The sequence below is a fragment of the Pseudomonadota bacterium genome, from assembly GCA_027624715.1.
Lineage (GTDB): Bacteria > Pseudomonadota > Gammaproteobacteria > Burkholderiales > Eutrophovitaceae > Eutrophovita.
This window is the reverse complement of the sequence record JAQBTV010000011.1, coordinates 1-13,063: the sequence shown is the minus strand read 5'-3', so window position 1 is coordinate 13,063 and position 13,063 is coordinate 1. Positions and strand designations below refer to the sequence as shown.

At 43.3% G+C, this 13,063-nt stretch carries 13 protein-coding genes and 3 tRNA genes; 12 read left to right on the top strand and 4 right to left on the bottom strand.

Features of this window, described 5'->3' with window-relative positions; all coding sequences use genetic code 11:
* The first annotated feature begins 9 nt into the window (after positions 1-9).
* Genes O3A65_07190 through nagZ form a run of 3 tightly spaced genes read left to right on the top strand, consistent with a single transcriptional unit; the run spans position 10 to position 2,165 of the window.
* Positions 10-750: a pyridoxine 5'-phosphate synthase gene (locus O3A65_07190; GenBank protein MDA1332247.1), complete on the top strand. Its 741-nt coding sequence runs from the start codon at positions 10-12 to the stop codon at positions 748-750.
* On the top strand, positions 751-1,134 hold the full coding sequence (gene acpS, locus O3A65_07185) for a holo-ACP synthase (protein MDA1332246.1): 384 nt from the start codon (positions 751-753) through the stop codon (positions 1,132-1,134). It abuts the gene before it with no gap.
* Between the two features lie 2 nt (positions 1,135-1,136).
* Positions 1,137-2,165 carry a beta-N-acetylhexosaminidase gene (nagZ, locus tag O3A65_07180; protein ID MDA1332245.1) on the top strand — a complete coding sequence of 343 codons (1,029 nt, stop codon included), beginning with the start codon at positions 1,137-1,139 and terminating at the stop codon, positions 2,163-2,165.
* Here nagZ and efp read toward each other — a convergent pair.
* Complete coding sequence (efp, locus tag O3A65_07175; GenBank protein MDA1332244.1) at positions 2,162-2,731, bottom strand: elongation factor P; 570 nt, start codon at positions 2,729-2,731, stop codon at positions 2,162-2,164. The genes nagZ and efp overlap by 4 nt on opposite strands.
* Positions 2,732-2,807: 76 nt before the next feature.
* Here efp and O3A65_07170 point away from each other — a divergent pair, with 76 nt between their 5' ends.
* From O3A65_07170 to O3A65_07130, 9 genes are all read left to right on the top strand, one after another.
* A complete protein-coding gene (locus O3A65_07170) occupies positions 2,808-3,455 on the top strand; it encodes a uracil-DNA glycosylase (protein ID MDA1332243.1) in 648 nt (215 codons plus the stop codon).
* A complete protein-coding gene (gene uvrC, locus O3A65_07165; protein ID MDA1332242.1) occupies positions 3,452-5,278 on the top strand; it encodes an excinuclease ABC subunit UvrC in 1,827 nt (608 codons plus the stop codon). Before O3A65_07170 ends, uvrC begins: the two co-directional genes overlap by 4 nt.
* Before the next feature lie 7 nt (positions 5,279-5,285).
* Positions 5,286-5,858, top strand: a complete 573-nt coding sequence (gene pgsA, locus O3A65_07160; GenBank protein MDA1332241.1) for a CDP-diacylglycerol--glycerol-3-phosphate 3-phosphatidyltransferase — start codon at positions 5,286-5,288, stop codon at positions 5,856-5,858.
* Positions 5,859-6,005: 147 nt separating this feature from the next.
* Positions 6,006-6,081: transfer RNA gene (locus tag O3A65_07155), tRNA-Gly, on the top strand.
* A 127-nt stretch (positions 6,082-6,208) separates the two neighbouring features.
* A tRNA-Cys gene (locus tag O3A65_07150) sits at positions 6,209-6,282 on the top strand.
* 33 nt (positions 6,283-6,315) lie between these two features.
* Positions 6,316-6,403: transfer RNA gene (locus O3A65_07145), tRNA-Leu, on the top strand.
* Positions 6,404-6,543: 140 nt separating this feature from the next.
* Positions 6,544-7,791 (top strand): acetamidase/formamidase family protein, encoded by a 1,248-nt coding sequence (locus O3A65_07140; GenBank protein ID MDA1332240.1) that lies wholly within the window; start codon positions 6,544-6,546, stop codon positions 7,789-7,791.
* 70 nt (positions 7,792-7,861) lie between these two features.
* Positions 7,862-8,434, top strand: coding sequence for a hypothetical protein (locus tag O3A65_07135; GenBank protein MDA1332239.1), 573 nt, complete (start codon positions 7,862-7,864; stop codon positions 8,432-8,434).
* A gap of 223 nt (positions 8,435-8,657) precedes the next feature.
* A complete protein-coding gene (locus O3A65_07130; GenBank protein ID MDA1332238.1) occupies positions 8,658-9,437 on the top strand; it encodes an RNA methyltransferase in 780 nt (259 codons plus the stop codon).
* Between the two features lie 186 nt (positions 9,438-9,623).
* Here the strand turns inward: O3A65_07130 and O3A65_07125 are convergent, their stop codons facing one another.
* The 3 genes from O3A65_07125 to O3A65_07115 form a co-directional block, all read right to left on the bottom strand.
* The gene (locus tag O3A65_07125) at positions 9,624-10,085 is read right to left on the bottom strand and encodes a DUF411 domain-containing protein (GenBank protein ID MDA1332237.1); all 462 of its coding nucleotides are present in this window, start codon (positions 10,083-10,085) and stop codon (positions 9,624-9,626) included.
* A gap of 32 nt (positions 10,086-10,117) precedes the next feature.
* A complete protein-coding gene (locus O3A65_07120) occupies positions 10,118-11,530 on the bottom strand; it encodes a deoxyribodipyrimidine photo-lyase (GenBank protein MDA1332236.1) in 1,413 nt (470 codons plus the stop codon).
* 272 nt (positions 11,531-11,802) lie between these two features.
* Positions 11,803-12,567, bottom strand: coding sequence for an SDR family NAD(P)-dependent oxidoreductase (locus O3A65_07115; protein MDA1332235.1), 765 nt, complete (start codon positions 12,565-12,567; stop codon positions 11,803-11,805).
* Between the last annotated feature and the right edge of the window lie 496 nt (positions 12,568-13,063).

Genomic DNA, 13,063 nt, shown 5'->3' with positions numbered 1-13,063 from the left:
GCTTTGGTTATGACAAAGTTAAGTGTAAACGTTAATAAAATCGCCTTATTGCGAAATGCTCGGATGCTTGAACGTCCAGATATCACACGTCTTGCTTATCTGGCCCTCAAATCGGGAGCTTCTGGAATTACTATTCATCCAAGACCGGACGAGCGGCATATTCGTCGTTATGATGTTGAACCGTTGTCACTTGTGGTGGGCCAGTTTCAAGGGGCGGAATTCAATATTGAGGGAAATCCCTTTCATCAGCTCATGGATGTTGTGCGCGCGGTCTCACCAGATCAAGCTACGCTGGTTCCAGATGATGTTTCTGCTGTTACGTCTGACCATGGTTGGGATCTCAGATCAGATGGAGGGCGCCTAGAGCCGATTATTAAAGAGTTGAAGGACTTAGGCATAAGGGTGAGTTTATTTATGGATCCATCGCCTGAGCAGATGGTATTGGCCAAAGCGCTTGGTGCTGATCGAGTAGAGCTTTATACCAAAAGTTTTGCTGATGCTTTTAACTCTAAAGATAGGGTTAGGGTCGCCAGTATGTTTAGGGAATCTGCTCTTCGAGCGACTGAGCTTGGTCTTGAAGTTAATGCAGGGCATGACCTAAATCTTGATAATTTATCGTATTTCTTAGCTGAGGTTCCTTTCGTGCAAGAAGTGTCTATTGGCCATGCGTTAACAGCTGATGCATTGGAATATGGAATGGAAAATGTTGTGCAGCGATATTTGGTTGAAATTAAAAAGTCTTATATCTAAATGATTTTTGGAATTGGATTAGATCTTTTGGATATGACGCGAGTCGAGAGGATTTACGATAAATACGGTGATCGATTTGTTAATCATGTGCTTACTGCTGAGGAGAAACTGCAGTTTCGAATTACAAGTCGAAAAATTCACTTTCTCGCTACGCGATTCTCTGGGAAGGAAGCTATCGCCAAGGCTTTGGGTATTGGGTTGAGAGAACCAGTAACTTTGCGTTCGATTAGCATCATCAGTAATGAAATTGGAAAGCCAGATTTATTTTTTGATTTTAAGTTGAAGCAATACTTGAATGAAAAACGTATCGGGCCTATCTTTGTGAGCTTTAGTCATGAGGGGAGCCTGCTGAGCGCCTACGCTTTAGCTGAGTCGTTAGGATAAGTATGACGGGTCGAGTGATCTTAGATGTTGCCGGATTCGAATTAATTGATGTGGATCGTGAACGATTAGCTCATGCTAGATGCGCTGGAGTCATATTGTTTGCGCGTAACTTCAAAAATAAATTGCAGTTACAACAACTCGTTCATGACATAAAAGCGATAAAAGAGGATCCATTGCTTGTTTGTGTTGATCAAGAAGGTGGTCGGGTTCAGCGTTTCCAAAAAGAATTCACGAGAATACCCCCAATGGAGATGCTTGGCCGTTTATGGGATCAAGATCAAAAACATGCTTGTACAATCGCACGTCACGTCGGGATCATTCTCGGTTCGGAGCTAAAACATATCGGTATTGATTTGAATTTTGCTCCAGTACTCGACATCAATCGAAAAAACAATTCAGTTATTGGTGATCGAGCTTTTCATGAAGACACGAAGGCGATATCTGCGCTCGGACTTGAATTGGTCCAGGGTTTGAGGCTTTCTGGTGTCGGTTCAGTGGGTAAGCATTTCCCAGGTCATGGGGGTGTTTCGGAGGATACTCATCAGGACGAGGCTATAGACACTAGGGATTTATCAGAGATGTTTAATGAAGATATTCAACCTTTCGATGCGTTGATTCCTCACCTCACTGGAATTATGCCTGCTCACGTTACGTTTCCGAGCGTTGATGATCTTCCAGCATGTTTTTCTATCAAGTGGTTACGAGAAATTCTTAGGATTGATCTTGGTTTTGAGGGTTTGGTGTTCAGTGATGATTTATCTATGAGGGCAGCTGCATTAATGGGTGATGTGACCTTACGATCCTTTAAAGCTTTTGAGGCTGGATGTGACTTGGTCCTCGTGTGTAATGATCCAGAGGCTGCTGACGCAGCACTCGAAGCTTCGGTGAAGGCAAAGTTCTCAGACGATCAAGATATTGCTAAAAAAATACGTGGAATCATCACAATGCCTATTAGCGTTGCGATTGATTCTGAAGCGTACAAAATTTCATCCAATGAACTTGGTCGAATACTAACTACAATTAGTGATTAGTTAGATCGCTCCATATACTCACCGGTATCTGTGTTGACCTTAATTTTTTCCCCAGTTTCAACAAACTGGGGGACAGCGACTGTGATACCCGTTTCCATTTTAGCTGGTTTATAAGATCCTGTAGCTGTGGCACCTTTAATGCCAGGTTCAGTATCACTAATAGTCAAGACTACTGATGTTGGCAATTCAATCCCGATCGGTCGATCACTATACATATTCACTCTAACGTCGCCGTTTGGTAACAAATAGCCTGCTTGGCCTTCTAAGAAATCAGAAGGTAAATTGAGCTGTTCGTAGCTCTCCTGATCCATGAAGACATAATTATCGCCGTCTTGATAGAGGTATTGCATCTCACGAGTCTCCACGAATGCACGCTCTATCTTTTCATCGGTTCGAATACGTTCATTCCTTTTGGTGCCGCCTTCAACATCTTTAAGCTCGAGTTGCATGAAAGCTCCGCCGCGACCACCAACGTGAACATGGTACGATTTCACAACTCGCCAAACTCGTTTGTCGAGCTCAATTAAATTTCCTACTCGAACTTCGGTTGCAAGGACTTTTGCCACGGTACCCTCGCTCAAATTAAATATGAAAGGTAAGATTCTACATCATATCAATGATGTAACCGGTCGTAAAACGCTAATGCCCATTAAAAAAAAATCGTTTAGTTTAGGGTGTCGTAAGTGCCCACGGCTTGTGAGTTTTTTGAATCAAGTGAGGGGTGATTGTCCCGACTATTTCGCACTCCCAGTCCCGTCATTTGGTGATCCGAATGCTCGTTTGCTGATCGTGGGTCTTGCGCCCGGAATGCATGGCTCAAATCGAACGGGACGTCCTTTTACCGGAGATCATGCAGGTGTGCTTTTGTATCAAACGATTTATGACTCAGGGTTCTCGACCCGTTCTGTATCTGAATCCAAATCGGATGACCTTGAGCTTAAAGATTGTCGTATAACGAATGCTGTACGGTGTTTGCCGCCCCAAAATAAGCCAATTGGGTCTGAGGTAAATAATTGTAATACCTTTCTTCTGGAAGAATTAGAGCAGGTCCCAAAAGGAGGGATCATCATAGCGCTGGGTTCAGTTGCGCATTCTGCAGTATTGAAGGCATTAAACCTCAAGAAATCTTTGTATCCGTTCGGTCATGAATCGATTCATGACCTTAATTTTAATCTGCGTATGATTGATAGTTATCATTGCTCCAGGTACAACACCCAAACTCGGCGGTTAACGCACGAGATGTTCAGAAGTGTTTTTTTGAAGGCGAGAGAGTTACTCGATCGAAAATGATAAGAGCGGATAGTGAATCAAATTTTAGTGGATTGTTAGAGGCCAAACGTCTTCCAGATCTGCCGGGTGTCTACCGTATGATCGGTCAAAACGATTGCGTTTTATATATCGGTAAAGCGGTGAATCTGAAAAAAAGAGTGATGTCTTACTTTCGAAAAGAAGGAGGTCTGTCACCTAGAATTCAGTTAATGGTGAAACAAATTATTCGCATTGAGTCGACAGTAACACGGTCAGAGTCTGAAGCCTTGTTGCTAGAACACAGTTTAATTAATTCGCAAAAGCCAAAATACAATATTATCTTCAGAGACGATAAATCGTATCCCTACATTTTGTTGACCAAGCATGCATACCCTAAACTTAGTTCGTATAGAGGGTCTACGGTTAGCAGGGATCGGTTTTTCGGGCCATTCACAAATACCTATGCTGTGAGAGAAAGTATCCATCTATTACAAAAGGTATTTCGATTGCGTACTTGTGAAGATAGTGTATTTTCGAATCGGTCGAGACCGTGTTTGCTCTATCAAATTCAGCGCTGTTCGGGACCGTGCGTTAAGCAAATATCAGAAGATGATTATCAAAGCGATGTGACGAATGCATCGATGTTTCTTCAAGGTAAAGAAAATGAGGTCATTCAGTCCCTAGAGAATCAAATGCTTCATTTCTCAGAGAGCATGCAGTTTGAGCGCGCTGCAGTACATCGTGATCGGATACGCGCACTCACTAAGGTTCGAGAAACTCAATTTGTAACTGGTAGTGGGAACAGAAATGTTGATATCGTTACAGTGGCAAGTATCGATGGATTAGTTGGCATCAACTTAACAGTGATACGTGGCGGATCACACCGTGGCGACAAGGTGTTTTACCCAAAAAACGCCTCCGAGCAAGATGAGATTGATTCGCTAGAAGCATTTCTCACGCATCATTATCAAGTGGGTGATGTTCCTGACGAGATCGTTCTCAACAAGAAGATTGATAAAGATGTTTTTATCAAGCATTTTGAGCAGTCTTTTAAGCGGAAAGTTCGTATTAATGACAATCCTATATCGGAACGTCGAATGTGGTTAAAAATGTCAGAAAGAAATGTTGAATTATCGATTCAGCAACAATTGCGAACAAAAGAGACTCAAATGGATCGCCTGGGTGCGCTTCAGAGCGCGTTAGGTTTAGATGGGAGCTTGAATCGGATCGAGTGTTTTGATATCAGCCATACCATGGGAGAAGCGACAGTAGCCTCGTGTGTTGTTTACGATCAAGGAGAAATGCAATTTGGAGAGTACAGACGATTTAATATTGATGACATTACGCCGGGTGATGACTACGCGGCTATGAATCAGGTTGTATCTCGTCGGTATCAACGCGTTATTGCTGGAGAAGGAAAGCTTCCAGATCTCATATTGATTGACGGGGGTAAGGGGCAATTATCTTCATCATTGAGTGCTCTTAGTGAATTAGGCTTGAATGACCTTGTAGTGGTCGGTGTTGGTAAAGGTGTAGAGCGAAAAGCAGGGCAAGAGACACTGATCAATGCCCGAACGGGGGAGGTGATACAACTTCACACGCATGATTCCGGTCTTCATTTGATACAGCAGATTCGTGATGAGTCCCATCGATTCGCTATTCAAGGTCATCGAAAAAGGCGTGATAAGAAGCGAACCCAATCTCGCCTTGAGGATATTGAGGGTATTGGTGCCAAACGCAGACAGAGGCTTCTTTCCCAGTTTGGAGGTGTTAAGGAGGTCGCTGCAGCTAGCATTGAGGAGATTGCTAAGGTTGACGGTATCAGCAAGAAACTTGCGGAACACATCTATCGGCAGTTACATTAACAACTACATGCGCGCATCGTTACCAAATTTATTAACATGGGCACGGATCTTTCTGATTCCGATGCTTATTTGCGTGTTCTATATACCCGATTTGGTGTTGTCTTCGCCAGTCAAGAATTTAACGGCTGCATTTATCTTTACGCTTGCTGCAATCACGGATTGGCTGGATGGCTTTCTAGCGCGAAAATTTAATCAGACAACACGGTTTGGTGCTTTTCTTGATCCTGTCGCAGATAAGTTGATGGTCACGACTGCACTAGTGATTCTGGTGTGGTTAGATCGTGTCGGCATTTTTGTCGCCGCAATTATTATAGGTCGGGAGCTTGCCATCTCAGCGCTTCGTGAGTGGATGGCGCTCATTGGAGAAAGTCGTGGAGTTGCGGTCTCCTTTATCGGAAAACTTAAGACGGCTGCTCAAATGGTAGCGATTATCCTTCTGTTTTTGTATGAGCCAATATACTTTATTCAGACCTATGAGCTAGGCACTGTGTTGGTTTATGTTGCGGTGGTGCTCACCGTTTGGTCAATGTTTTACTACATACAAAGAGCATCATCGATCCTTGCTGCAAATTCTGAATAAGCTGGTATAAGCCATTGGTTAAACTATTAATTTATGTTTTTTTAATTTGAACTTTATAGAGAAAAAAAATCCTCGGTAGATCAATTACTTGTGTCAGTAATTTGCATTAAACGTCAAATGGTCCTAAAATCATCGCCTCTTATTAAAGCGGGAATAGCTCAGTTGGTAGAGCGCAACCTTGCCAAGGTTGAGGTCGCGAGTTCGAGCCTCGTTTCCCGCTCCAAGACCCAATCGGGAAAATGGATATGATTGTGGCCCTAGTGCCACGGATACCGTTTTCCCTTTTTGGTTTTAACGCCTCATAATGAGCGTATTCAATAAGAGTTTGTTGGTACGCTACTGAGAACATAGGCGGGATGGCAGAGTGGTTATGCAGCGGCCTGCAAAGCCGTGGACGCCGGTTCGATTCCGACTCCCGCCTCCATTTCAGCGTGATGGCGTTTTGTAGTAGTGGTGCGCCCGGGTGGCGAAATTGGTAGACGCACGGGACTTAAAATCCCGGGCCCCTAAAAGGCGTGCCGGTTCGATTCCGGCCCTGGGCACCAGCTAACATACTTTCACAGTCCAATCCTAGTTATTTGACATTCAAGCGTTACAGGATCATATTTCATTGAGTAGTCATCTCGGTCAGGGAAATCGTGACGATGTGTAACGTAAATTTATTTTATTTTGAAGCGAGGGAAATATGAGGAAAATTAAAGTAATTTTGCCATTTGTCTTGGCCGTAGCTTCTATGGCTGTTCAAGCGGATACAACAGATGTAAAGACTCAATCGATTGTTGAGGTAAACAAGCAGGGGGATCATTGTGTTGATGACCCGAACTGTATGAATCGCTACCATTATGCGATTCCAGCAATTGCGTACGCGAAGCCTGGTCAGTTAATCAGGTACGAGACTAGAGATGCGTTGGACTCTGATTTAACGATAAATTCTGAACCAAAGGATGTTTTGGCTATTGATTTGAATTTGGTGCATCCGATTACGGGACCCGTCTATATTGAAGGTGCGAAGAGGGGTGATGTTCTTGCCGTTACCTTAATTGATATTGAGCCTGATGAGTATGGATACACAACTATTGTCCCGGGATTCGGATTTTTGAGGGACATGTATAAAGAACCATTCGTTGCAAACTGGAAAATAAATCGCATGGAAGCAGTATCAGACCAACTGCCTGGGGTCCGAATACCAATGAATGGATTTATGGGCACCGTCGGTACCTTACCTGGAGAGCCTGAAGTTGCAGCCTGGCTGGCCCGTGAGAATGCTTTGGGCGCCGCTGGAGGAATTGCCTTACCACCTCAACCCACTGGTGCTAGACCTGCTGCTGTGTGTGGTCCAGAGGGTACACACAGTACTGAGTGTTTGCGAACGATTCCACCCCGAGAGAACGGGGGCAATATGGACATCAAGCAAATGGTTGTCGGAACAACCCTGCTACTACCATGCTACGTCGATGGATGCGGCTTGTTTGTAGGGGATGTTCATTATGCTCAAGGTGACGGTGAAGTTGCTGGAACCGCTATTGAGATCGGTGCTGAGGTAACCGTTAGAACTGAGATTAGAAAAGGTATGGCATCGATAATGAAGTCTGGGCCACATTTCGAAGGAGGATCTCAAATAAAAGCGTTAGAACCAGATAAGTTTTACGCAACGATTGGTTATCCCATTAAGGAAGCCGGCGTCGAGTTGCCTTACACTAGTTATCTTGATTCCAAAAAATTAACTCCTTTATCGAATTTATCAGAGGATTTGACCGCTGCGGCGCGTGCTTCTTTAGTTGAAATGATCAATTGGTTAGTCACTCAAAAAGGATTTACGAGGGAGCAGGCGTACGTGATCACGAGTGTTGCCTGTGACCTCAGAATTGGTAACTTAGTCGATCTTCCGAACTATGCCGTATCAACTATTTGTCCACTAGAGATTTTTGATTAAACTTAACAATTTTATTATGATGTGATTAATAGGGTGGTTTGATTCCACCCTATTTTTTATTGGTTTGAAGATGAATAAAAGAAAATTTTTAATATCGCTAATCTTGTGCCCATTTCTTGTTTTTGGACAGAAGTCTGTTGCGCACACGCCATATCGTCAGTGGAAAGTGATGCGTCAACGCTATCTTTTGATACATTCCTACAGAACGGATCTTAAAACTGATTCATTAGCTGATCGAATAGCCGATTCGCTTGCGACAACGCTACCTGATGCTCGGGCTCGAGTCGCTAGAGCAAGAGATGCTCAAAGGGTCGGCAGTTTGATTACAACAGGTCAAGCGATGCTTGCCGTGATGAGTGTTACAGATGCGATTAATTTATATCGTGGTATGTCGCAATTCAAAGGTTTTAATCCAGGAATGATAAGGACTTTATTGCAAAACGAGGGGTTCTTTTTGATTGCATCTGCTGCGTTTCCGATAGAGCACGCTTGGCTCGTAACCTCTGCATTAATGCACGACAATGTGGGTGACGGTGATGCTTTTGGTCTTGCTGACATTTCCGCCAATGCGCCAATTCCTATGCATCCAGGAGCGCGTGCCTATGCTAATGGGGAGACATTTAAATCAGTTCAATCAGATTGATAGGATGTAGTTGAAGAACATATTTGCGATAATTAATGTCTGTATTTTTCTTGTTGGTTGTGGTGTGGATCAGAGCCATAAGTAAGGTCGTTACTAAGCCAAATCTAAATGTAATCATACTGGGCACCACTACTTCTAGATGAGTCTATAATCTTCTACTATAGATCGATTCGCCGCGATTCCATGTGTAAATAAAAAAAATAATGGATGATTACCTAAAACGATGGAATTAATTCGATCTTCTCAAAATAAATCGATACAACGTGTCCAAAGGTTGATTAAATCTCGATCGGCTCGGCGTGATGCAGGATTTTTAGTGTTGGATGGAATTCATTTGGTTGAGGAATGTGTCCGATACAATTATCTAGAGAAGCTTCAAGTTTTTGTTGAAGACCCTATCACAAGCAAAGAAATAAGTTTGCTTATTCAAGAGGCTTCGGAGGAGGTTACAATAACTCTAGTTGAATCCCACATCTTTAAAAAGTTATCAACGACAAAGTCTTCGCAAGGCATTGTTGCGATAGGTCGATTGAAACAAAAGTCACTTTCAATTAAAGAGGTGAAGTTTGCGCTAGCAATAGATGGTATTCAAGATCCAGGTAATCTAGGTTCTATTTTGCGTTCCGCTGCTGCTTTCTCGGTAGATACCGTTTATTTGTCTGCAGGTACGGTTGATGCGTATTCACCCAAATCTTTACGCGGAGGAATGGGTGCTCAATTTCGTCTCGCTATTATTGAGGATTCAGACCTAAGTTCGGTCATTAGTGAATTTCCTGGACGATCTATTGGAAGCTCCTCCTTAAGGGGAGAGGCTATTGAGCGTATTAATTTTTCTGGCCCATTGCTCTTGCTTATAGGCAGTGAAGGGACTGGCTTAAGCGATATATTGTTAGATAAGGTGGACGACATTGTATCTATCCCTTTAGCGAATAATGTTGAATCACTGAACGTTGGCAGCGCGGCCGCGATACTGTGCTTTTACAAAGCCAATCTAATTAAATAGTCGATATATTTATTGATTTTGTGTCTTGTATTGGGGAGGTATTAATTAGAGGGAACCTCTAGGCGATGCGGCTCAAGCAGACATGATTCGCTTGCTTGAGGGGCAGATGATCGATCTTCAGATTCTGGAAGCCAGAAAATTACTAGAGCATAGTTTGCCCTAAGGGGATATCCTAGGTGGAGCGCGTTAGTTTTTGTGGTAACTGCTGAACACCGTATGCCCTTCACCAACAATCAGTAACACATCGAAAGGGTCTTGACGGCCTTGGTACTCGGGCGCATCCATACCAGGAGCGCCCACAGGCATCCCTGGAACCGACAAGCCGAGTGCTTTTGGTTTGAGTGCAAGAAGTTTTCGGATGTCATCAGCGGGTACGTGCCCCTCAATGACATAACCCTCGACAATTGCGGTATGACATGAGCCATATTTTTGTGGCATACCCACTTGCGATCGAATACGATTGTTACCCGTATCATAATGATCCACCTTGAATCCATTAGCTTTAAGGTGCGTTATCCAATCTTTGCAACATCCACATGAGGGGCTCTTCCACACTTCAATGCGTGTTTCATCTTTTGCTGAGGCCACTCCTGATGAAAATTGTAGTAAACATAGGGCAAAAAATCGCAAAACATCTCTTCTTAACATTCTTACTTTTCCTTTAATTATTTAAATAGTAACTATTCTTTCGTTGATGCAAAAGCCTGTAATGCTAATGATCTTGAGTTCGATAAACTAATGATCGGCTTAGGATAAGTGATGCCAAGAGTCACTTCCGCTAAGCTTAAGATGTCTGACGGAGCTTCCCATGGATTACACAAGTATTTATTGGGTAACTTCGCTATTTCTGGAAGGTATTGGCGGATATATGCCCCGCTGGGATCAAATTTTTGGCCTTGTGTGACAGGGTTAAATATTCGAAAGTAGGGCGCCGCATCAGCCCCGCAGCCTGCAATCCACTGCCAGCTCGCACTGTTGTTTGCTAAATCAGCATCAAATAGGCAGTCCCAAAACCACCTCTCGCCATGTCGCCAATCCAATAGGAGGTTTTTGACGAGGAAGGAGCCAACTACCATCCGAACTCTATTGTGCATTGTCCCAGTTGCCCACAACTGACGCATCCCAGCATCAACAAATGGAATGCCAGTTTGGCCTCGTTGCCAAGCAGTCAAATGATTCGTATCTGTACTCCATGGAAATTTATCAAATTTTTTCTGCAAGTTTATTGTTGAAAGATCTGGATTGTGAAACAGTAAATTATAGGAAAACTCCCGCCACCCTAGCTCACTGCAAAAATGGTCGATGTTCTCGTTCATAGGCAGATCACGAACGCCATACCATGCTTGATTTGGTGATATCTCCCCAAAATGAAGGTGTGGAGAAAGAGATGAAACATGAGTCTCAGCTGGAAAGTTTCGACCATCTTTATAGTTCTTGATTCCTGTAGCTATAAATGTTGTGAGACGTTTTCGCGCGCCGTTTTCGCCAATCTCCCAATGCTCTAATAGGGATTCGTGCCATGGGATTGATGGCATGAGGTTGATTGTGTCAACGGAAGTTGGTTCTTGATGCTCTATAAAGCTAATTTTTAAGGGTTTAGCCAAAGGTTTTCTTGGCTCTGCTGCATTGAGGCATCCTGTTCGAAAAAAAGGAGTGAACACACGGTAGGGAGTTTTATCAGTCTTATGAATATCCCACGGCTCCCAAAGCAGCGATCCGTTATGCGAGTTAACCATGACTCCCAAATCTTTCAGTGATGTCTTGAGGCGCGTGTCTCTCTTGATTGCCCAAGGCTCGTACTGGCGATTCCAAGAGACGTGCGTAATTTGATATCGAGCAATTAATTTGGGTATCAGTTCTATTGGGTCACCACAAAATACTGCTAATTGACCCTTGAGGCTCTTATTCAGGGACTGAAGAGAGTGATGTAGCCAAACACGGCTCGCCGAACCTGGCTTTAAGTCTCCAGAATGAGTCTCATCGTGCACGAAAATAGGCAAGATCGTACCAGTAAGAACCGCAGCACTGAGCGCAGGGTTATCGGACAGTCTCAGGTCATTCCTGAACCAAACGATAGATCTATTTGCGGTCATCTAATTTATGATGCGACTCAGTTGGGTCATTAGGGAATGATCAAATATAATACAGTAATGAGTGCCCTAGGGCGTGTTTAGATGCTCTATGAAAAAATGAACTACTACGCAAATACCCCAGGAGGTTTGTATCCTGTTAAATGATCCAGATTTTGCTATGGAATCGCCACAAGGAGATAAACCTTTTCTGCTTTCTGAAAAAGATGCGAGGGGATCACCTCTGTGGCAGGCTGAACTCATTTGATGAGGTAGATCTCACTCGCCTTGAGACATTACGGTTGAATTTCTGTCCCGTCCCAAGCAAAACAACCTCCCGATTGAGAAGGTGTAAGCTCGGTGAATACTTCAATTAACTGAGATGCTGCAACTTCCGAGGTAAAACAGTTCTTAGTGATATTGTTAATGAATCGCTCAGAAAATTTTGTTTTGACAGTGCCTGGATGCAAACCCACGACAATGCTTTGTTTGTTTTTGCGTTTCAGTTCGAGGGATGCTGTTTTAATAAACATATTAAGTGCTGATTTTGCCATCCGATAGGAGTACCAGCCGCCGAGACGGTTATCTGAAATACTACCTATTCGAGCAGACAGAGTGCCAAAGCGAGGCGCAGGAGCTCGATTCAGGAGGTCAAAAAAATATTTAAAGATAAGCGCTGGGATGATTGCGTTGATTCTAAAGTTTTCGAGAAGTTCCGCCTCAGTGATTTGTTTGACGCTTTTTTCTGGTTCATCTAAAACGGCAGTTAAGACGCCCGAAGCGATTAGTAATTGATCAACACAAGAATGCTGTTCGCTGTACATTTGAGAAAATTTGGCGAGTGAGTGTTCTGAGCCATAATCGCAAGTGTAAAACGTTACGTTAGCGAGATTTGTGTTTCCACTTAAAGCTTGGCGTGATATGCCGTGAATGTGTGCCGTAGGGCATGTTTTGCTGAGCTGGGTGATCAGCGCAGCCCCAATGGTTCCAGAAGCCCCAAAAACGAGTATATGTTCAGCCCTTGTTTCAGTCGGCTGCCTATTCACTTCTAACTCCATCATATTGTAAGTTATAAACGTCTTTGTGTTCGTCAGAAAAGATGGTAAAAAACTCTGCTCAAATGGGCAATGGTCAGGACAGTATTTGCTATACGAGATCTGCGACAATGTTTCGCAGATAAAGTTTCGGTTTTGTGTCGATATATTTATATGGTGTTTCTAATAATAGTTCAGTTGTGTTTACTCCGAGTTTCACAATGGCCGAAATAGGGGGAGGCGCAATCACTAGGGGAGGAAATGGGAAAGTAACAATATAGGATGGATGTAAGAGGGTACCTTTTGTATATTTCAGCAGTCAGGTTTTAGGTTGGATTGTTTTTTATGTATCAGAAACCAGGAGATCGTACTAATACGGATTAATGTGTTTGAGAATATATATCTATATCGTCAATTGGTTCGAAACTAAATAATCCTTGAGGAGGTGACATGAAGTAGTCGACCGCTTATCTCCCTGCGGCGTAAAAATACTGTACTTGACATAATATACATTATACGCAAT

What these genes read in the sequence shown, in the direction of transcription:
- pgsA (MDA1332241.1), top strand. Translation starts at nt 5,286, where the DNA reads ATGCGCGCATCGTTACCAAATTTATTAACATGGGCACGGATCTTTCTG.
- uvrC (MDA1332242.1), top strand. Translation starts at nt 3,452, where the DNA reads ATGATAAGAGCGGATAGTGAATCAAATTTTAGTGGATTGTTAGAGGCC.
- O3A65_07140 (MDA1332240.1), top strand. Translation starts at nt 6,544, where the DNA reads ATGAGGAAAATTAAAGTAATTTTGCCATTTGTCTTGGCCGTAGCTTCT.
- O3A65_07170 (MDA1332243.1), top strand. Translation starts at nt 2,808, where the DNA reads ATGCCCATTAAAAAAAAATCGTTTAGTTTAGGGTGTCGTAAGTGCCCA.
- O3A65_07115 (MDA1332235.1), bottom strand. Translation starts at nt 12,567, where the DNA reads ATGATGGAGTTAGAAGTGAATAGGCAGCCGACTGAAACAAGGGCTGAA.
- nagZ (MDA1332245.1), top strand. Translation starts at nt 1,137, where the DNA reads ATGACGGGTCGAGTGATCTTAGATGTTGCCGGATTCGAATTAATTGAT.
- O3A65_07135 (MDA1332239.1), top strand. Translation starts at nt 7,862, where the DNA reads ATGAATAAAAGAAAATTTTTAATATCGCTAATCTTGTGCCCATTTCTT.
- O3A65_07130 (MDA1332238.1), top strand. Translation starts at nt 8,658, where the DNA reads ATGGAATTAATTCGATCTTCTCAAAATAAATCGATACAACGTGTCCAA.
- O3A65_07120 (MDA1332236.1), bottom strand. Translation starts at nt 11,530, where the DNA reads ATGACCGCAAATAGATCTATCGTTTGGTTCAGGAATGACCTGAGACTG.
- O3A65_07125 (MDA1332237.1), bottom strand. Translation starts at nt 10,085, where the DNA reads ATGTTAAGAAGAGATGTTTTGCGATTTTTTGCCCTATGTTTACTACAA.
- O3A65_07190 (MDA1332247.1), top strand. Translation starts at nt 10, where the DNA reads ATGACAAAGTTAAGTGTAAACGTTAATAAAATCGCCTTATTGCGAAAT.
- acpS (MDA1332246.1), top strand. Translation starts at nt 751, where the DNA reads ATGATTTTTGGAATTGGATTAGATCTTTTGGATATGACGCGAGTCGAG.